The organism is Glutamicibacter sp. 363 (genome assembly GCF_052379505.1).
Taxonomy (GTDB): domain Bacteria; phylum Actinomycetota; class Actinomycetes; order Actinomycetales; family Micrococcaceae; genus Glutamicibacter.
In genome coordinates, this window is the sequence record NZ_JBQSYR010000010.1 from 14,310 (window position 1) to 33,533 (window position 19,224).

General features: G+C 61.1%; 19 protein-coding genes. 12 read left to right on the plus strand and 7 right to left on the minus strand.

Annotated elements, in window-relative coordinates; translation table 11 throughout:
• The first annotated feature begins 121 nt into the window (after positions 1 to 121).
• From rplS to ACT3UA_RS07555, 7 genes are all read left to right on the plus strand, one after another.
• Positions 122 to 481, plus strand: a complete 360-nt coding sequence (gene rplS / locus ACT3UA_RS07525; protein ID WP_096287846.1) for a 50S ribosomal protein L19 — start codon at positions 122 to 124, stop codon at positions 479 to 481.
• A 13-nt stretch (positions 482 to 494) separates the two neighbouring features.
• On the plus strand, positions 495 to 1,142 hold the full coding sequence (lepB, locus tag ACT3UA_RS07530) for a signal peptidase I (RefSeq protein WP_096287844.1): 648 nt from the start codon (positions 495 to 497) through the stop codon (positions 1,140 to 1,142).
• Between the two features lie 400 nt (positions 1,143 to 1,542).
• Positions 1,543 to 3,885: an LPXTG cell wall anchor domain-containing protein gene (locus tag ACT3UA_RS07535; protein WP_444615837.1), complete on the plus strand. Its 2,343-nt coding sequence runs from the start codon at positions 1,543 to 1,545 to the stop codon at positions 3,883 to 3,885.
• A 169-nt stretch (positions 3,886 to 4,054) separates the two neighbouring features.
• Positions 4,055 to 4,603: a hypothetical protein gene (locus ACT3UA_RS07540; RefSeq protein ID WP_444615839.1), complete on the plus strand. Its 549-nt coding sequence runs from the start codon at positions 4,055 to 4,057 to the stop codon at positions 4,601 to 4,603.
• A gap of 157 nt (positions 4,604 to 4,760) precedes the next feature.
• A complete protein-coding gene (lepB, locus tag ACT3UA_RS07545) occupies positions 4,761 to 5,465 on the plus strand; it encodes a signal peptidase I (RefSeq protein WP_255248458.1) in 705 nt (234 codons plus the stop codon).
• Between the two features lie 10 nt (positions 5,466 to 5,475).
• Entirely contained in the window at positions 5,476 to 6,183 is a 708-nt protein-coding gene (locus ACT3UA_RS07550) for a ribonuclease HII (RefSeq protein WP_444615841.1), read from the plus strand.
• Positions 6,184 to 6,199: 16 nt separating this feature from the next.
• Positions 6,200 to 6,520, plus strand: coding sequence for a DUF2469 domain-containing protein (locus ACT3UA_RS07555; RefSeq protein WP_096287037.1), 321 nt, complete (start codon positions 6,200 to 6,202; stop codon positions 6,518 to 6,520).
• 77 nt (positions 6,521 to 6,597) lie between these two features.
• Here ACT3UA_RS07555 and ACT3UA_RS07560 read toward each other — a convergent pair whose 3' ends face one another.
• The 3 genes from ACT3UA_RS07560 to ACT3UA_RS07570 all read right to left on the minus strand — a co-directional run bounded on the left by ACT3UA_RS07560 (position 6,598) and on the right by ACT3UA_RS07570 (position 9,711).
• Complete coding sequence (locus ACT3UA_RS07560; protein ID WP_444615843.1) at positions 6,598 to 7,482, minus strand: glycine betaine ABC transporter substrate-binding protein; 885 nt, start codon at positions 7,480 to 7,482, stop codon at positions 6,598 to 6,600.
• A gap of 64 nt (positions 7,483 to 7,546) precedes the next feature.
• Complete coding sequence (locus ACT3UA_RS07565; protein WP_096287035.1) at positions 7,547 to 8,443, minus strand: ABC transporter permease; 897 nt, start codon at positions 8,441 to 8,443, stop codon at positions 7,547 to 7,549.
• The gene (locus ACT3UA_RS07570) at positions 8,443 to 9,711 is read right to left on the minus strand and encodes a quaternary amine ABC transporter ATP-binding protein (RefSeq protein WP_105552020.1); all 1,269 of its coding nucleotides are present in this window, start codon (positions 9,709 to 9,711) and stop codon (positions 8,443 to 8,445) included. The genes ACT3UA_RS07565 and ACT3UA_RS07570 overlap by 1 nt, the downstream gene beginning before the upstream one ends.
• 1,030 nt (positions 9,712 to 10,741) lie before the next feature.
• Here ACT3UA_RS07570 and ACT3UA_RS07575 point away from each other — a divergent pair.
• The 5 genes from ACT3UA_RS07575 to ACT3UA_RS07595 all read left to right on the plus strand — a co-directional run bounded on the left by ACT3UA_RS07575 (position 10,742) and on the right by ACT3UA_RS07595 (position 15,557).
• Positions 10,742 to 11,104 carry a YraN family protein gene (locus ACT3UA_RS07575; protein ID WP_105552021.1) on the plus strand — a complete coding sequence of 121 codons (363 nt, stop codon included), beginning with the start codon at positions 10,742 to 10,744 and terminating at the stop codon, positions 11,102 to 11,104.
• Positions 11,101 to 12,642 (plus strand): YifB family Mg chelatase-like AAA ATPase, encoded by a 1,542-nt coding sequence (locus ACT3UA_RS07580; protein ID WP_105552022.1) that lies wholly within the window; start codon positions 11,101 to 11,103, stop codon positions 12,640 to 12,642. Before ACT3UA_RS07575 ends, ACT3UA_RS07580 begins: the two co-directional genes overlap by 4 nt.
• 10 nt (positions 12,643 to 12,652) lie before the next feature.
• Positions 12,653 to 13,903: a DNA-processing protein DprA gene (gene dprA / locus ACT3UA_RS07585; RefSeq protein WP_444615847.1), complete on the plus strand. Its 1,251-nt coding sequence runs from the start codon at positions 12,653 to 12,655 to the stop codon at positions 13,901 to 13,903.
• Between the two features lie 5 nt (positions 13,904 to 13,908).
• Positions 13,909 to 14,910 carry a tyrosine recombinase XerC gene (locus tag ACT3UA_RS07590; RefSeq protein ID WP_444615849.1) on the plus strand — a complete coding sequence of 334 codons (1,002 nt, stop codon included), beginning with the start codon at positions 13,909 to 13,911 and terminating at the stop codon, positions 14,908 to 14,910.
• Between the two features lie 143 nt (positions 14,911 to 15,053).
• Complete coding sequence (locus ACT3UA_RS07595) at positions 15,054 to 15,557, plus strand: DUF3145 domain-containing protein (protein WP_096287023.1); 504 nt, start codon at positions 15,054 to 15,056, stop codon at positions 15,555 to 15,557.
• Positions 15,558 to 15,686: 129 nt separating this feature from the next.
• On the opposite strand, the gene ACT3UA_RS07600 is transcribed toward ACT3UA_RS07595, so the two are convergent.
• The 4 genes from ACT3UA_RS07600 to ACT3UA_RS07615 all read right to left on the minus strand — a co-directional run bounded on the left by ACT3UA_RS07600 (position 15,687) and on the right by ACT3UA_RS07615 (position 19,219).
• On the minus strand, positions 15,687 to 16,262 hold the full coding sequence (locus tag ACT3UA_RS07600) for a dihydrofolate reductase family protein (RefSeq protein ID WP_096287021.1): 576 nt from the start codon (positions 16,260 to 16,262) through the stop codon (positions 15,687 to 15,689).
• 155 nt (positions 16,263 to 16,417) lie between these two features.
• On the minus strand, positions 16,418 to 17,659 hold the full coding sequence (locus tag ACT3UA_RS07605; RefSeq protein ID WP_096287061.1) for a beta-ketoacyl-[acyl-carrier-protein] synthase family protein: 1,242 nt from the start codon (positions 17,657 to 17,659) through the stop codon (positions 16,418 to 16,420).
• Between the two features lie 117 nt (positions 17,660 to 17,776).
• On the minus strand, positions 17,777 to 18,022 hold the full coding sequence (locus ACT3UA_RS07610) for an acyl carrier protein (protein ID WP_096287019.1): 246 nt from the start codon (positions 18,020 to 18,022) through the stop codon (positions 17,777 to 17,779).
• Between the two features lie 135 nt (positions 18,023 to 18,157).
• Positions 18,158 to 19,219, minus strand: coding sequence for a beta-ketoacyl-ACP synthase III (locus ACT3UA_RS07615; protein WP_096287017.1), 1,062 nt, complete (start codon positions 19,217 to 19,219; stop codon positions 18,158 to 18,160).
• Positions 19,220 to 19,224 lie beyond the last annotated feature (5 nt).

Genomic DNA, 19,224 nt, shown 5'->3' on the forward strand with positions numbered 1-19,224 from the left:
CCGCCGCATCGGCAGCGACAGGCTGCCGGTGGTAACACGTTTCGGAGAGATCGCCTTATCGGTCGATGGGCTCCGCTACGAGGATTCGGTGACCTGTGGCATTGATCCTAGAGGATGCACAATGCATATTCTTGACTCAGTAGATGCAGCTTCGCTGCGCTCCGACGTTCCAGCCTTCGCTCCGGGTGACACCCTGAAGGTTCACGTCAACATCATCGAAGGTAAGAACTCGCGTGTTCAGGTTTTCCAGGGCTACGTCCTTGGTCGCCACGGCTCCGGCCTGGGCGAGACCTTCACCGTGCGTAAGGTTTCCTTCGGTACCGGTGTTGAGCGTACCTTCCCAGTCCACTCCCCAATCATCGACAAGATTGAGGTAGTGACCAAGGGCGACGTGCGTCGTGCAAAGCTTTACTACATGCGCGATCGTCACGGCAAGGCTGCACGTATCCGCGAGAAGCGCGACTTCAGCGGCAAGAAGTAATCTCTGTTCTCTGATGAACGAGATTGCTAGCCCTGAGCGAGCAATCACGAAGCGCCGGACCTGGTTTTGGGTCTGGCGCTTCGTTGTTCTCGCCGTTATCTGTGGACTTATCACCACCCTATTCATCCGCGCACTGGTGCTGGATGTCTACCGCATCGAGTCCATCTCGATGCAGAGCACGCTTAATCCCGGGCAAAGTGTCATGGTCGACCGTCGCGCCTATGCCGACGCCGATCCACAACGCGGGGATGTGATCGTCTTCGACGGCCGCGGCTCATTTCTTCCATATGCCCGCGCATCGTTCGCCGATGACCTGCTCGGCGCGCTGCGCCTCAGTGGAACCGAAAATACCTATATTAAACGCGTGATTGCCGTCGGCGGTGACTCGGTAGACTGCTGCGGTTCGGATGGGAAACTCAGCATCAACGGTGCGCCGACAGACGAGCCCTATATATATGCAGGAAATGCGGCCAGCGAACAAGATTTCTCGGGGGTCGTCCCCGAGGGCCGGCTGTGGGTCATGGGCGATCACCGGTCAAGGTCTGAAGATTCCAGAGCCCTGCTCGGATCCAGTGGCGGCGGGATGATCAGTATCGACCGGGTCGTCGGCAAGGCCACGCAGATTGTTTGGCCGCTGGATCAGCGCACCGGCATCGAGTAATAAGCCCGCAACATCCCTGAGTTGGCGAAAAACTTTAAAAACTTTTCACTCAGCGCGAATATCCCCAAATGATAAATGCTTGAAAATACAAGATTTTCTGGTGTGGCTGAGAATTCATTGCGAATTCTCAGGTCGCACTTAGCTGACTAGCGATAAGTAACCGAACTGCAATCTTAAACTATTTCCCTGGTTCGGCATCGATTCGAGACAAGATCCTTCGGTGATGGAATGACAGGGGTAAATGTTCGCGTGAATATCTCCGTTCGTTGGACTCGCTCCTTGAAACTCCCTCTGTAAAACCGATATTGTTTCAATTTGGTAACAACACACTGCTCTGAAGTGCGCCCAGACCGGGTCGCGACCTTCAAGCGATCGCACCACTTAACTGGGAGAAGCATTAATGCCAAAACCAAAGAACATGACTGCGCAGCGCGGCATCGTCGCTGCCGCGGCCACCGCACTGGTGGTTGGCGGTAGCTTCATTGCTCCCGCAGTCGCAGCCGATAAGGCTGAAAGCACTCCGGCCCCTTCGCAGAGCCCGAGCGTTACGCCATCGGCCTCGGATGTTGCAGTTGACACCAAGGGCTTGGACGAAGCAATCGAGCGCGACTTGAACAAGTCGCCAGAGAAGTACCTTGAAGATGCAAAGGCAAACGACACCGTTGCCGAGGTCACCAAGAAACTTGAAGCTGAAGGCGTAAAGGCCAAGGCAAACGTCAAAGACGGCAAGGCCGAGGTTGAAGTTGGCGCCAAGGATGCCAAGAAAGCCAAGGAAATTGTTGTCGCAAGCTCAGCTCCTAAGGCTGTCAGCCTGAAGATCAACGCTGAGGTCGGCAAGATCTCCAACGTGAATGACGTCTACGACGAACTTCGCGACAATGTTGCACCAGCCGAAATGACTCGACTGACCGCCATCATGAATACCGGTACCGGTAAGCCATTCGAAATCGTTGCAAGTGGCCCAGCCAGCATCGAGAAGAAAGCTAAGCCAAAGGCCACCGCCACCAAGGCAGCAGAAGAAGAATTGCTGACCTTGGAAGAGTTCGCCGAAGAAGCAACCAACGTCAAGCTCGTGGAGGGCAGCGAGGTAAAGCCTGGCGCCCTGACCGACATCTACGGTGGCATGGGCTATGGCGCAGCGCGCACCGGCGACAATGTCGAGGGCCTTTGCTCAATAGGCTTCAACGCTTGGAACCCAGAGGGAGCCGATGCAGTCCTGACTGCAGGGCACTGCACCGAAGATGGCGCATTCAAGAACACCTTCGTCGTTGAGCACACGGCACCAAATGAAGTAGAAGGCATCAGCGCTGCGCTCGGTACCTTTGGGTTTAGCCAGTTCGGTGGACCGGACAACTATGGCGTGCCGATCACCCCGGACCTGACGCAGGATGATCTGAACGACGCGGAACCAGGTACCGATATCGCCGTCATTGACGACATCAACCCTGAACTGACGCTGCACAATGAAGTAACGCAGTGGCCAGCTGGCGAGGATGAGCGTTCGAAGGTCATCCAGGTAACCGGCGTTTCGAAGGCTGCCGTCGGTTCCGAGGCTTGCTCGGTGGGTCGCACCACCGGTTGGAGCTGCTCGACCATTCTCGGCGAAGGTATGTTCTTCGTCGGAGGCTACGATGATGACATTCGTGCCGTTTGGGGCTACACCGCCGAGAACCCTAACCAGGGGATTCTGGACCAGGGCGACTCCGGTGGAGCAGTGCTCGTTGGAAACAAGGCTGTTGGCATCAACTCTGCGAACTCCGGCGGCGAAGACGGCATCGAAGACAATGCCGACGATCTCGCTTTCTACACCTCGCTCGCTGACGTCAAGGCAAAGAACTACACCGGTGGTTACACCGTCAAGTTCGCTGTGAACACCCCGGCTCAGAGCTCGCCAGCAGCTGGCGCTGAGGTCAAGCCAGGAGCAACCATCACCGGTAAGGTTGAAGGCCCTTCGGCCGGCACCCAGGTTCGTATCGTTGTCGACGGCAAGCTGTACAAGCTTGCTGATGTCAAGGCAGACGGAACCTTCTCCTTCGTCGCACCTGCAGAAGAAGGCGAGTTCAGCTTCCGCATGACCGCAGTGAACGGCTTCAACAAGTCGGGCAATGCAACTGGTTCGGTACTCGTTGCGGCGCCGGAGCCAACTCCGACTCCGACGCCGACCCCAACTCCTACCGAGGAGCCAACGGCTACTCCAACTGAGGAGCCAACCGCGACTCCTACCGAGGAACCTACCGAGTCGGCTACTCCTACCGAGGAGCCAACGGCTACTCCAACTGAGGAACCTACCGAGTCTGCTACTCCAACTGAGGAGCCAACGGCTACTCCAACTGAGGAACCTACCGAGTCTGCTACTCCAACTGAGGAGCCAACGGCTACTCCTACCGAGGAGCCAACCGAGTCGGCTACTCCTACCGAGGAGCCAACCGAGTCGGCTACTCCTACCGAGGAGCCAACCGAGTCGGCTACTCCCACCGAGGAGCCAACTGAATCGGCTACTCCAACCGAGTCGGCAACTCCAACGGAGAAGCCAACCGAATCGGCAACTCCAACCGAGGACGATTCCGAAGAGCCTACCGAGGCTCCAAAGGATGACCAGACTCCAACCAAGTCGCCTGAGCAGAAGGACCCGCTGGCCGATACCGGTTCCAGCACCGTTCCGCTGATCGCCGCTGGTGGAGCCCTGGCTCTCGTAGGCGCAATGTTCCTGCTGTTCCGCCGCGGAAACCGTCGCCACAGCTAAGGGATAATCCCTAAACGGTTGTAGCTTCGGCCGCGACCCGAAAGTGCCCCGCTACCGGCAACGGTAGCGGGGCACTTTCACTTGGCACACATGTGCCTCACCGAATACTTTGCAGAAGCCCAGTTATCATCTTCCTAGGTGATCCTAATGACCTTGAGGCGGTAGTACCATGTTCTTCAAATCCCCATCAGCTCGTCGTTCACTTGCACTGGCATCCACCGCAGTCGTCGCAGGGCTCATGCTCTCCGGTTGCGGGCAGGCGTCCACCAGCGGCGAGGGAACTACTGAACCTACCGGCAGCGAGAATGTTGTGGACCAAAACGCACTGCTAGAAACCAATGACGCATTGTCCGCCACCTTGGGGGAGGACTATGTGCAGGGCTGGATCGAAGACGGCAAGCTCAACGTGTCGACCACCGACGAAAGCCAGATGAAGGCCATCGAGGAAGCCGGTGCGCAGCCGCACCTGGTGGATTACTCCGCCGACGACCTTCGCCAGGCCATCAAGGACGTGATGAAGTGGCAGGCAGGGCTGGAATCCCCGCTGAATGTTTCGATCCACGGCTACACCCTGAACCCGAAAATCGGTGGACTGACCCTGTCGGTGGATTCCAGCCACCTGGAGGAAATCAAGACCCTGCTGGAAACGGAGAAGCCACTGGGCGGCGTCCCGGTCGAATTCCAGAAGAGCGGCGGCATCGCCACCCGAGCCAACTAGCCGGTAGTGGAAAAGGTCGGCCAAGCACATCTGATGCTTGGCCGGCCTTGCACGTTAAGCCGTGATTTTTACGCGCTGAGCTGGCCTCCGGCGCAATGACCTGCGCGCCAAGTAAGATGAGAAGTATTGCATGACAGTGAAAGGTAAGAAACCGAACGTGAGCGCCGAATCCGCAGAAGTACCCCCAGCGCGGGGCCCGTTGTACCGGCTTTGGCGATTTGTACGAGAAGTGCTGATCATTCTCGTCATCGCTATTGCGCTCTCCTTGCTCATCAAGACGTTCTTCTTCCGTGCGTACTACATCCCCTCGGGGTCGATGGAGAATACGCTGCAGATCAACGACCGCATCTTCGCCAACCTGATGACTCCCGGCCCGTTCGACCTCGAACGCGGCGACGTGGTGGTCTTCCGCGACGACCTGCAGTGGCTGCCGCCCCTGGAAAACGACCCGACCGCCTTGGAAAACGCACTGTCCTGGGTTGGCATCCTGCCGGCCGCCGACGAGCAGTACTTGGTCAAACGCATCATCGGCATGCCGGGGGACACCGTCGAGTGCTGCAGCTCCGATGGCAAGCTCACCATCAACGGCGAACCCATCGACGAATCGTACATCTTCGCGGGCGACGCACCGAGCGACATCAAGTTCCAGGTGACGGTTCCGGAGGGAAAGGTCTGGGTCATGGGTGATCACCGCGGCGCCAGCGCCGACTCGCGCTTCCACGTCGATGTCCAGGGCGGCTTCGTGGACCTGGAGTCCGTCCAGGGCCGCGCCTCGGTCATCTCCTGGCCGCTGAACCGACTCGGCGGGATCGACACCCACGAAGAAGTCTTCGCCAACGTCCCTGACGCAGGCAGCAACTAGGCCCCGGCCCATGGCCACGACTAAGGCACAGCCCACGACCCTGGAGCACGAGCGGGCCCTGGCGGCCGAGCACGACGTGCGCTTCATCGGCGCGGTGGATGAGGTGGGCCGCGGCGCCTTGGCCGGCCCCATCACGGTGGGCGTCAGCGTCATCGACATGCAGCAGGTGACCGAATTCCCCGAACTGCGCGATTCGAAGCTGCTCACCCCCGCGCGCCGCGAAGAACTTGTGACCCCGGTGCGCGAATGGGCGCTCGGCTACGGCGTGGGGCATGCCAGCGCCGCGGAGATCGATCAGCTCGGGGTCACCGGGGCGCTGCGCCTAGCCGGCACCCGCGCCGTCGCACAGAGCGCCGTGGCCCCCGAGGCGATCCTCTTGGACGGCAGCTACGACTGGCTCACCGCGCCGGAGCAGGATCTTTTCGACCTGCTGGACGATGAGCGCGAACCGGTGGGGCTGCACATTCCGGTGCGCACGATCATCAAGGGAGACATGACCTGCCAGGCGATCGCCGGCGCCTCGATCCTGGCGAAAGTGGAGCGCGACGGGATCATGGTCCAGGCCGCCACCGAGTATCCGGCCTTCGGCTGGGAAATCAACAAGGGCTATGCCACCGCCACGCATCGGGCGGCAATCGAAAAACTTGGCCCCTGCAACCTGCACCGGAAAAGTTGGAACTTGACTTCCAAGCCCGAAAAGGCCCAAGGTAAAACCTAGAGACAAAGGACGAACCATGGCTGCCGAAGACCTCGAAAACTACGAATCAGACCTCGAATTACAGCTGTACCGCGAGTACAAGGCCGTGGTGGGGCTGTTTAACTATGTGGTGGAAACCGAACGCCGCTTTTATCTGGCGAATCAGGTCGATGTGAAGACCCTGACCGATTCCGGCGAGGTGTACTTCGAGCTGAACCTCACCGACGCCTGGGTCTGGGATATCTACCGCCAGGGCCGCTTCGTGAAGACCGTGAAGGTGCTGACCTTCAAGGATGTGAACGTCGAGGAGCTGAACCGCGACGAACTGCAGATCCCCAAAGAAGGACTGCAGGGCTAAACGCACCGAACGCACGAAGGCTCCCAACCAGCAACTGGTTGGGAGCCTTTGTGCGCTGAACGGCTAACGCTAAATGGTTAGCTGGTCATGCCGTCGACGAACTCGCGGTTCTCTTCCATCCACTGCTTGACCAGCGGCTGGTAGTCGTCGGTGTCGTTCTCGACGAACAGCAGGTTCTCCAGATCGTAGAGGGTCTCCAGATCCATCTTGAAGTCGCCCATCCACTTGGCTACCTCGGCGTGGTCGTCGGCGAAGCCGGTGCGGCTGAAGGTGTGAATGCCTTCGGCGTCACCCAGGGAGCCCTTCGGGTCTTCCAGGTTCTTCACCGGGAATGCGGCGTTCGCCCAGTGCGGCTCCCAGAGGGTGACCACGATGTTCTCGCCGTTATTTGTCGCGGTCTCCAGCTCGGTGAGCATCGCGGCGGTGGAGCTGGTCAGGAATTCCATATCGTCCAGACCGTACTCCGGGATGGCCGCCTCATTCATGGCCTCGGTCAATCCGGCACCGGGTTCGATGCCCACGATGCGGTTGTTGAACTCGTCCGCGTTCGCCGCCAACTCATCCAGTGAATCGATCGGCGCGTCCTCGTTGACGGCTACGGTCAGCCGCGACTCGGTGTTCCATGCGCCCAGATCCTCGATCTCGTCGCCGTAGTCTTCCAGGTAGGAGGCGTGCGTGACCGGCAGCCACACGTCGGTGGTCAGGTCGTAGTCGCCCGAGGACAGTCCCTCAAAGAGGGGAGCGACGTCGGAGTTGGTCAGCTCGACCTCGTAGCCCTTTTCCTCCAGCACCGCCTTCCACAGCTCGCTGCTGGCGATGCCTTCATCCCAGCCGTTGAAGACCGCGATATTCAGCTTCTTGTCTTCTCCGGCGGCTTCGTTTCCGCCATCGTTGCCGCAGGCGGTCAACGCCAGGGCGCTGGCGGCGAGAACCGCTCCAACTTTGAAGTAATTGCGTTTCATGATCGTGTTTCCTTTCGGTGTGGCGGTCAATTCCGCCGGATTCATTGGTGATTCAGCACGGGGTTCAGGCCGCGAGTTCTTGTTCCTTCGCCTTGGCTGCGGCCTTGCGGCGCTTGGCGAACCAGGTGAAGAGCCCGGACTGCCGTCCGAAGGCATTGGTCAACCGATCCAGGATCATCGCGAGGATCACCACGCCCAGTCCTGCCTCGACGCCCAGTGCGGTATCCAGCCGGCCCAGCGAGGCGATCACGTCGCCGCCTAGGCCGCCGGCACCGACCATGCCGGCGATCACGACCATGGACAGCGAAAGCATGATGACCTGGTTGACGCCGGCCATGATGGTCGGCAGGGCTAGTGGAAGTTGGATCTGGCGCAGGATGCGCCCGGGGGAGGAGCCGAAGGCCTGGCCGGCCTCGACCACTTCCCGATCCACCGAGCGGATGCCCAGTTCGGTGAAGCGCACGCCGGGGGCCAACGCGAAGGCGATCGTGGCCACGATGCCCGGGGCCACGCCGACGCGGAAGAGCATCAGCGCCGGAATCAAGTAGACGAAGGCCGGCATGGTCTGCAGGAAGTCCAAAAATGGCCGGACGATCTGCGAGAAGGTCTGCGACTTGGCCGCCCAAATCCCCAGCGGCAGCGAGATCAACAGCGCCCAGAAGGTTGCCACGAGTACTAGAGCCAGAGTGATCATGGCGTTATCCCATTGGTCCATGCCCACGATCAAGACCAGCCCGAGCGCCGCGCCGAGCATGAACTGCCAGCCGCGGGCGAAGAGCGCAATGAGTGCCACCAACGCGATGATGATCGAGAAGTGCGGAGTGCCCAGCACGTAATAGACCCCGTCATACATCTCCACGAAGATCGCGCGCAGAAAATCGAAGAACGGGCCCAGATTGTCTACGACCCAGTTGACGCCCTTTTCGGCGGTATCTCCAACCGGAATAATGAAGTCGTTCATTAGTTTTCCTCCCCGGCGCCCTGCAGGGCCGCGCTGACAACATTGCCCGGCAGCGGTTGATCCAGCACCGTCATTTCTTCGGTCGGTGGGGCAGTGGAAGCCAGGGCCGCCAGCAGCGTCACCCGCGGGATCACTCCCAGCAAGCGGTTCTCGCTATCGGTGACGGTCACCGGCAAGGGGGACTCCACCGAGGGAACGAACAGGTCGATCAGCTGCGTGTCGCGGTTCACCGATTCCAGCGGCTGGATCTTCGAGGCGATGGAAGTCTCGCCCTGGCGGACCAGCTTCAGCGCGTCGCGGTCGGTGATCATCCCCAGCACCTTGCGGTCCCGGTCGGTGACGATCGCCGCGGAGAGGAACATCTCGTGCATGGTGCGCAGGGCGTTGCGCGGCCCGGCCGTCTCCTGGATGACCGCCCTAGTCGGCTCGAGCACCGAGGAGGCGGTCAGCACACGGGCGCGGTCCACATCCTGCACGAACTGGGCCACGTAGTCGTTGGCCGGATCCATCAGGATTTCCTCCGGGGTGCCCACCTGGACGATCTGCCCGTCGCGCATCACCGCGATCCGGTCCCCGAGGAACATCGCCTCATTCAAATCGTGGGTGATGAACACGATCGTCTTACCGAGCTTGGCTTGCAGCTGAACCAGCTGTTCTTGCATCTCGCGGCGGATCAGCGGGTCAAGGGCGGAGAACGCCTCGTCCATAAGCAGCAGTTCGGTGTCTGCCGCCAGCGCCCGGGCGATGCCCACGCGCTGCTGCATGCCACCGGATAGTTCGCTGGGCATCTTGTCGCCCCAGCCGGTCAAGCCGACCAGATCCAAGGTTTTCGCGGCGGTGGACAGCCGCTGGGCCCGGCCCACGCCCTGCTGCTCGAGCGGGTAGGCCACATTGGCCAATACGGAACGGTGCGGCAGCAAGGCGAAGTGCTGGAAAACCATAGAGACACGTTTTCGCCGCACCTCGCGCAGCTTCGCGGCCGACATCCCGGTGATCTTGTCTTCCCCGACGGTGATCTGCCCCGAGGTAGCGTCCCACAAGCCGTTCAGCGTGCGGATCAGCGTGGATTTGCCCGAGCCGGAGAGGCCCATGACGACAAAAATTTCGCCTTCTTTAACTTCAAAGGAGGCATCGATAACGGCTGCGGTGTTCGATGCAGGCAGATCTTGCCGCTTCGTACCGGCTTTGAGCTTCTTCACCGCTTCCTGCGGTTTGCGACCGAAGACCTTATACAAGTTCTCGACCTTGACGGCGATGTTGCTGGTCATTGTCTCCACTGCCCGTCTACCTGTGAAGGCACGGGCCGATTGGGGACCACAAGCCGCGGTCGCAGCAGTCGAATCCTCGAACTAAAGATCGCTGGCACTCGCTTCTTGCTTGCACGGCCCGAAGTAAACCTCCAGCTCGTGCAGGGTCCTTGATTCTTTTATTCTTGGTCGACACAAACTGCATGTCGAGACCGGATATCCACACTAACAAATTGCCGGAGAATTGTTCTCTGGCTAAGTGCAAAATCCTCCAATATCATGCTCCTAAAACCTCAACTTATCGCGGATTCTAGGCGCTGAATCGCAAGTTACCCAATTGTTATAGACGGTGGGTCAAAATCCTGGTCAGCGATCCGATCTCCGGCTGACCCATAGAGCCGCTTGAATCCGGACAGTGCGGTTCAATCGGCGCCCGCACGCAAGCAGAATTCCGGCTTCGCGGGTCCGGTGCGCAATGTGCCGAGTTAATGGAAATCTTGCCAAGTTGAATATTCATGAAGATTATTTCCGGGAACGAAGTTTCTTGGTCGCCGTATTTCAAACGCCCAATTCTTCGTAGACGAACGACCGAAATTGAAGACGGGGATTTATCAAATATCAGCAAGAGCAACGCTGAGTAGGCCTGTTTTATAGATAGTTATGCATGCGTAAAACTCCGTGGGCAAATTCAGAATCCATGGAGAATCCAAAGGGATGCGAGTTTCAAGAATTCGCTGGTTGGTCGTTATTCCATGAAAGTTGCGCACCATCATGATTTCGATTCACCAAGTTGCGAGGACTCCAGAAGTGGCGAATAGTCCGATGCTCCGAGTGCCGCGGCCCCTTTGGCTCGCTGTCGCGCCCGCAATCAGGGATTGCCGTCGGTGGGAAACGGATCCAACCAGCAGATCGGTTCGGCGGGGAGGTCCTCCGATGACTGGATTTTCCTGAATCCACGGTTTCTCCACAACTGGTAGCCAGGCAACACGCGTTGAACCCGTGCGCCCGCATGATGAATGACAAGTCATGAGTCCTATATGAAAGTTTCGTCATGAAAAACAAACACCAAGTTCTCGGTGCGCAAGGCGAACAAGCCGCCGCCGACTACCTCACCGCACAGGGTTATACGATCCTCGATCGCAATTGGCGCTGCAAATCCGGGGAGCTCGATCTGGTGGCGGCAGACGCCGACGGGTTTGTGCTGGCAGTCGAAGTGAAAACCCGAAGCTCGATACGCTATGGCACCGGCTTCGAGGCGATTACTCCGACGAAATATCGTCGCCTGCAACGATTGCTGATCCAATGGAGCCAAGCCCGCCAACGCTACATCGGCATCTTGCGGATCGACATCGTGGAGGTCTACCCCAAGGCCGCGGGGTTCAGCTGCGAACATCACCAGCAGGTGCGGGCATGAGCGTGGCACGCACCTGTGCGGTCGCGCTGCACGGGGTGCAAGCCGCGCTGATCGATGTGGAGGCGGACCTTGGCAACGGCATTCCTGGATTCCTGATTCTGGGCCTGCCGGATGCCTCCCTGAACGAGGCCCGCGAACGAATCAAAGCCGCCGCCCGAAACAGCGGGATTCCCCTGGCCAACCGGAAGCTCACGGTGAATCTCAGCCCGGCGACGCTGCCGAAATTCGGCTCGGGCTTCGACTTGGCGATCGTCATCGCGGCCTTGGCCGCGGACAACCAGCTGTCCGTGCCAGCACGGACGATCTTCTTAGCCGAGCTGGCCCTGGACGGTACCTTGCGGCCGGTGGCCGGGGTGCTGCCCACCGTACGGTTTGCGCTCGGCGCTGGCTACACTCATGTGGTGGTGAGTGCCGCTAACGCCCAGGAGGCAGCGCTCGTCCCCGGTATGCGGGTTACCGGGGCGGAGCATCTCGGAGAAGTGCTGGAATTTTGCGGGGCACCGGTGGAAAGCATTCGCACCTACCTTCGGCATCGGCGCCAACCCACCGAACAAGTGCCCGCGGCCGATGAGCCACCCCAAGATCTATGCCTGGTCAACGGCCAGCTCGAAGCCAAGCTGGCCTTGGAAATCGCAGCCGCGGGCGGTCACCATCTGATCATGGTGGGACCGGCCGGAGCGGGCAAGACGATGCTGGCGCGCTGCCTGCCGGGCATCCTCCCGCCGCTCGATGACCCCGACTCGCTCGAAGCGACGGCGATCCATTCGATTACCCGCGGCGGGCAAGGCGGCATCAAGCAACTTCAACGAACGCCTCCCTTCGTCGCGCCACACCATACCGCCTCGGCGTCGGCCTTGCTCGGCGGCGGAAGCAGAGCCATTCGCCCCGGTGCGATCACCCGGGCCCATGCCGGAATATTGTTCCTCGACGAAGCCACCGAATTTCAAGCCGGTGTGCTCGATGCGCTGCGCCAACCGGTCGAGGAAGGGCGGATCAACCTCGCCCGAGCCAGCGGACATCAACAATTGCCTGCGCGTTTCCAACTGATCTTGGCCGCCAACCCGTGTCCTTGCGGACGCAACTTTGGAACCGGCACCGCGTGCACCTGCACCCCCAACGCCCGGAGGCGCTACTTCTCCAAGCTTTCCGGACCCCTGCTGGACCGCATCGACCTCCAGGTTCGCATGAACGCGGTCACCGGCCAGCAGCTGCTCGGGCGGGATGCCGTTGAAGCCAGCGCACAGGTCCGCGAACGAGTTCTGCAGGCCCGCGCGCGGGCCACCGAAAGACTCAAGCCTTGGGGGCTGAATTGCAACGCACGCCTATCGGCCAAGGTCTTGCGCCGAGAACTTCACTACCCGCAGGCCACGCGGCGGGCGCTGGAACTCATCTCGGAGCAGGCGGATCTTTCGGCCCGCGGCATGGACCGCATGCTGCGTGTCGCGTGGACCATAGCCGACCAGCAAGAACACCAAGAGCCGACGGTGGACGATCTGGACGCCGCACTGCATTTTCGGCAAAACCTCGAGCCCCGATAGGAGATCGGTCATGCATTGTTCCTACACTCCCGAGCAGTTGTGCCTCGCAGAACTCAACACGCTAATTGAGCCAAACGACTACGCCTGCAATGGACTGCTGCAACTGATGAGCCCGGCCGAACTCGTGCGGCTCATTCGCCGCGAAGACCATGTACCTGGCGGGCTGGCAGTTGCCTTGGCCGAGGTGCTGGGGCAGGGTGCATCGGGAAGCCGGACGCTGAGCTTGCCGGTGGCGCTCACCCGCTGGCGCAAACGCCTGGGCTTCAGCAACCCGTTGGACGCACTTGACCGCATCTCTGCGCTCAACGGCGGATTACTCACGCCGACCGATGCAGCCTGGCCGGCCCAGCTCGATGAGCTCGGCCTGGGCAAGCCCCTGTGCCTATGGTGGCGCACCAGGCGTCCGCAGCTACTGGCCGTGCAGGAGGCGCAGCGCTGCATTTCGATTGTCGGCTCACGAGACTCCAGCGACTATGGACACCAGATCACCTACGAGCTGGCACGCAAATTGGCCCTGCGCGGATTTACCATTGTCTCGGGTGGCGCCTACGGAATCGACGCCAGCGCCCACCGAGCGGCGCTCTCGGCCGCGGATCTGGAGGCGCCAAGCTATCCGACGATCACGATTCTGGCCGGGGGAGCGGATAAGCCCTATCCGGCGGGAAACGAGACGTTGCTCGGGCAGATCATCGACACCGGGTTGCTGCTCTCCGAGGTGCCTCCGGGGACCGCGCCCACTCGCTTCAGATTCCTCAATCGCAACAGATTAATCGCCGCGATCAGTAGGCTTACGCTAGTTACGGAGGCTCGGCACCGGTCCGGGGCGCTGAACACCGCCAGTCACGCGGTGGACCTGGGGCGGGATGTCGCCGCGGTTCCGGGCAGTGTCTATTCACCAAATTCGGCCGGCACCCACCGACTGCTCGCCGCCGGTACCGCAGCCCTGGTGACCAGCGCGGCAGATGTGCTGGAGCTGATCGGTGTTCCATCCGAGCCACCTCGGCCGGTGCCAGAAACCGTGGATGTCCAGGACGCGCGGCCGACCGACGGGCTGAGCAAGCCGCAATCAATGATCTACGACGTGATGAATTTTGTGCAGGGAAACGTGCCGGATGAAATTTCGGCCCTGAGTGGCATTCCGATTCTGGACACCCTGCGTGCTCTGAGCGCCTTGGAACGGCTCGGAAAGGTCGAGTCCAATGGGGCGCGCTGGCGGTTGGTGCGCCGCGGATCCGTTTCGGCGAAGAACGCGGTAAATTGAAGGAGATGAAGCCCGAACTTTCCAGCCCCGCACCTCTACAGATCCCGGCGGCCATTGCCGAGCCGATCGCCGACTATCTGGATTATCTTCGCCTGGAACGCGGCCGGAGCGAGAATACCTTGCGTGCTTATGGCGTTGACCTTCGCCTCGTCGCTGGCCATCTGGCCGGAAATTGCAAGGTCCGGCAGTTGGACGAGGTGAGCGTGGAGATGCTCCGCGAATGGTTGGCTCAGCTGCACGAGGCCCAAATTTCCCGCACCACCATCGCCCGGCGTATCTCGTCGGTGAAAAATTTTTTTGCCTGGGCGCTCAAACACCAAATTGTCGCCAAGGATCCGGCGCTTCGGTTGGTGGCCCCAAAGAAGGAGCAGCGCCTGCCGCATGTGCTGCAGTCCGGGCAGATCGACCGGTTGCTCTCCCGGCCAGCGCCGGAGCCGCCCGCAGAATCTTCGGACATCCCGAAGACCAAGGCCGACAGGCAGGCGGAACAAAAACGCCAGGCGATCGCAGCCCGAGATCGGGTGATCGCGGATTTGCTCTACGCCTCGGGGCTGCGCATCAGCGAGCTGGTGTCCCTGGACATTGCAGACATTGATTTTGAACGGCGCACCTTGCGGGTGACAGGTAAGGGCAATAAGGAACGCGTGGTGCCCTTCGGCAAGCCTGCAGAGCGCGTCATCGAACCTTGGCTGAAAAACCACCGCCGCGTCTTGGCACTGCCCGAAGCCGAAGGCGCATTGCTGGTCGGAGCCCGCGGGGCTAGGCTCAATGTGCGCCAGGCCCGCCAGGTAATCGCGCAGGCTCTTGAATCGTTGGGGGACACCTCGGCGAGCGGACCGCACGCGTTGCGGCACACCGTGGCAACGCATTTGCTCGACGGCGGAGCAGATCTGCGTGCCGTGCAAGAGTTCTTGGGGCACTCATCATTGGCAACCACGCAGCTATATACCCACGTATCGGTGGAGCGCCTGCGGCAGAGTTACCGGCAAGCGCACCCGCGTGCCTGATGATTTGGGTGAAATCTAGGAGAAGTTCCCGGTACAGCTGGCGAAAGCGCGACAGTTCGGGCAAAATGGTACTTGTCGGTAGGAATTGCACTTCGACGAAGTTGACGTAGGGGAAGACGATCAACATCGTAACGGAGGATGGCATGTCTGCACCGATGACCAGAGGCGTGATCTTTATTCACTCGGCCTCTGCCGCGTTATGCCCACATCTGGAGTGGGCCATAGAGGCGGTGCTGGGTGGACCGGTCAAGATGGACTGGACCGACCAGCACGTAGCGCCTGGACTTCGTCGCGCCGAAATTAGCTGGACCGGCCCACAGGGTACCGGGGCCACGCTCGCCTCTTCCATGCGTGGTTGGCAGCATCTGCGATTCGAAATCACCGAAGAACCAAGTGAAGGCTGCGATGGCAGCCGCTGGTCTTTCACCCCGGATCTGGGGATCTTCCACGCAACCGTCGACGTCTCGGGCAACATTATGGTCGGCGAAGAGCGCATCCGTTGGGCCTACGAAAAGGGCGACGGGAACGCGGCCGTCTTCTTCCAGGAGATGTCCATTGCCCTCGGTGAAGCCTGGGACGAAGAACTTGAACCTTTCCGCCACGCAGGTGAAGATATCCCTGTTCGATGGCTCAACCAGGTGGTATAACAACTGGTTAATAAGTCTCCGGGAGACTGTCTGCGTCTTCCCGAGTAAATCCCCGGTGGTGCGGGGTGTTACCGCAATACAAACGGGATCCCGATGTGAATCGGGATCCCGTTTGCCGGCGGTGGTTCGTTAGCGCACCACGTCGTACACGTTCTTCTGGATGCCATTGGAATACACGGCCGAATCGATGAGCTCCAATTTCTGCGCCGGCAGCGAGGCCTCACTGAACAGCCGCTTGCCCGCGCCGAGCAGCACCGGGAAGACCAGCAGGTGGTACCGGTCGACCAGCTGATGCTCCTGGAGGGAATGGAGCAACGTCGCGGACCCGTGCACAATCAGCGGTCCACCATCCCCGGCACGAAGCCGCGCGACCTCGGCGGCAGACCGCAAGATCTGCGTCTGGCCCCAGTTGTCCACTAAATCATGATCGTGCAGTGTCGTAGACACCACGTATTTGGGCATCGCGTTGTACTTCGGGAAATCCTCGGTCAAATCCGGCCAGACGGCGCTGAAGGATTGGTAACTGACCCGGCCCAGCAGCATGGCTTCGGCTTCATCTTGTTCGGCTCCCTTCACCTCATAGGCCGCGGGGTCGAAATCGACGCTGGACATGGTCCACCCGGTGTTCCGGTACCCCGGTTCGCCGCCCGGGGCCTCCATGACTCCGTCCGCCGAAACAAACGCTGTTGCGATGAGCTTGCGCATGGCAGTTCCCTTCTCCCTAGGTTGCCGATACCGCCGAGCCTAACAACGCTGGGGGTGGCGAACAATAGTTCTGCCCCGCCAACCGATGGTTAAAACACCGGTGGCGGGGTGCCTCTAGAGAACTAGAGGCGCCCCGCCACCGAATCAAGCGGTAACTAGACGCTGCGGATTGCCACCACGGCGTTGTGCCCGCCGAAGCCGAAGGAGTTATTCAGCGCCACAATGCTGCCCTCTGCCGGAAGCATTGCCGGCTGGCCGGTGACGACCTTCAACGGGATCTCCGGATCCTGGTTGTCCAGGTTGATCGTGACCGGAGCCTTGCGGTTGTAGATCGCCAAGGTGGTCAGCACCGATTCGACGGCGCCGGAGGCGCCGAGCAGGTGGCCCATCTGCGACTTGGTGGCCGAGACCCAGACATCATCCAGGTGATCGCCCAGCGCGGCCTTCAGCGCGGTGTACTCCGGCTTGTCGCCCACCGGGGTGGAGGTCGCATGCGCGTTGACGTGGACGACGTCCTCGGGCTGGATGAGGCCATCGAACATGGCCGCCTTCAGCGCACGAGTCGCACCCAGACCCTGCGGATCCGGCGCGGTGATGTGGTGCGCGTCGGAGGTGACCGAGGTACCGGCCAGTTCGGCGTAGATGCGTGCGCCACGTGCCAGTGCATGCTCTTCGGCCTCCAGCACCAGTGCTCCGGCGCCTTCGCCCATGACAAAGCCATTGCGGTCGATGTCGTAGGGGCGCGAGGCGCCCTGCGGGTTGTCGTTGCTGCGCGAAAGCGCCTGCATCGAGGAGAACGCGGCGATCGGCATCGGGTGGATCGCGGCTTCCGCACCGCCGACCATGACGATATCGGCCTTGCCCGAGCGGATCAGCTCCAGCCCCACGTGCATGGCCTCGGTGCCCGAAGCGCAGGCGGAGACCGGAGTGTGCGCGCCGGCTTCGGCGCCCAAATCCAGCGACACGGCCGCTGCCGGGCCGTTTGGCATGAGCATCGGCACGGTCATCGGCAGCACACGGCGTGGGCCTTTTTCGCGCAGGGTGTCCCAGGCGTCCAGCAGGGTCCAGACCCCGCCGATGCCGGTGGCGAAGGCGACGGCCAGCTTATTGCGGTCGAATTCTTCGATCCCCGAGTCCTTCCACGCTTCGCGCGAGGCAACCACGGCGAACTGGGTGGAAGGGTCCATGCGCTTGGCTTCCACGCGGGAAAGCACATCGGTGGCCGGGACCGAGGCGCGCGCTGCGAAGGTGACGGGCAGGTTGTATTCCTCCACCCAGGAATCGGTCAGGGTGGCGGCGCCGGAGACGCCCTTGAGGGCGTTCTCCCAAAGGGTGGGGACGTCCCCACCGATGGGGGTTGTGGCTCCGAGACCGGTGATCACTACTTTGCGCGCCATCATCAAACTCTCTACTGGGCGGTGTAAAAATATTGGGGGCCGGCTTCACGTACCGGCCCGTGCGTGCGGCTTTCCCGCACGACGGATTGCCGCACCGCTACGGGTGGGCGGTAATGCTTAGGCCTGTGCGGCGGCGATGAAGCTCACTGCGTCGCCAACGGTCTTCAGGTTCTTGACTTCCTCGTCCGGGATCTTGACCTCGAACTTGTCCTCTGCCTCAACGACGATGGTCATCATCGAGATCGAGTCGATGTCCAGGTCTTCGGTGAAGGACTTGTCCAGCTGCACGTCGGCAACGTCCAGGCCGGTCTCGGCGTTCACGATTTCGGCGAGGCCCGCCAGGATTTCTTCGTTGCTAGCCATCAGGTGGCTCCTTTTCTCGTAGTGCCGGAATATTCCGGTCATTGTGTGTGGCGCAGTTCCCCGTGCGGGGCACTGTCCGGCTTAGTGAAAATTTTACTGGTTCCCACCAGGCGGTGTTCGCCTTCGGGTTAAAGCTTAGGGCAGGAGTACTACCTGAGCGCCGAAGACAAGCCCGGCGCCGAAACCAATCTGCAAGGCGAGCTTGCCCGAAACCTCAGGGTGCTCGCGGCGCATGCGGTCCATGGCCATCGGAATCGAGGCCGCGGAGGTATTGCCGTTTTCGGCGATATCGCGGGCCACCACCACCGATTCGGGAAGTTTCAGCTGCTTGACCATCTCGTCGATGATGCGCATATTCGCCTGATGCGGGATGAACGCGGCCAGATCCTCGGCTTCGATCCCGGCCTCGTGCAAGGCCTTGCGGGCCATCTTCGCCATTTCCCACACCGCCCAGCGGAAGACCGTCTGGCCGTCCTGGCGCAGCGTCGGCCACGGGTTGGCGTGTTCCTCCAGCGGTTCGTCCACGGCGCTTTCCAGCAGCTCGTTTTCGCTGCCGAGCACCGATTCGCGCAATGCCAGCTGCGAGTGGGTCATGCTGATCGCATTCCACTTCGAACCGTCCGAACCCCACACCGACGGGGAGATCCCCGGAACCTCGGAGGCGCCGATCACCACGGCGCCTGCGCCGTCGCCGAGCAGGAATGAGATGGTGCGTTCGGAATTGTCGATGTAATCCGAGAGCTTCTCCACGCCGACCACCAGCACGTGCTGGGCCAGCCCGGCACGCACCAGCGCGTCGGCCTGAGCCACCGCGTAGCAGTAGCCGGCGCAGGCGGCAGAAATGTCATAGGCCGGGGCCGGGGTGGCGCCCAAGCGTTCGGTCAGCGCGGAGGCGGCCGACGGGGTGGCATGCGGGAAGGTGACCGTGGCGACGATGACCGTATCCAGCTGCTCGGCGGTAATTCCGGCGTCTTCCAAAGCGCGGCGGGAGGCGGCTTCGGCCATATCCAGCACCGAGGTGTTCGCATCCGCGCGGTGGCGGGTGATGATGCCGGTGCGCTGGCGGATCCACTCGTCCGAGGAGTCGATCCATTGGCAGATGTCGTCGTTGGTCACCACGACATCCGGGCGGAAGGATCCGGTGCCCAGGATGCGGCTGTAGGCGTTGGTGGCCGGAGTTTTCAGTTGCACGCTCATGATTG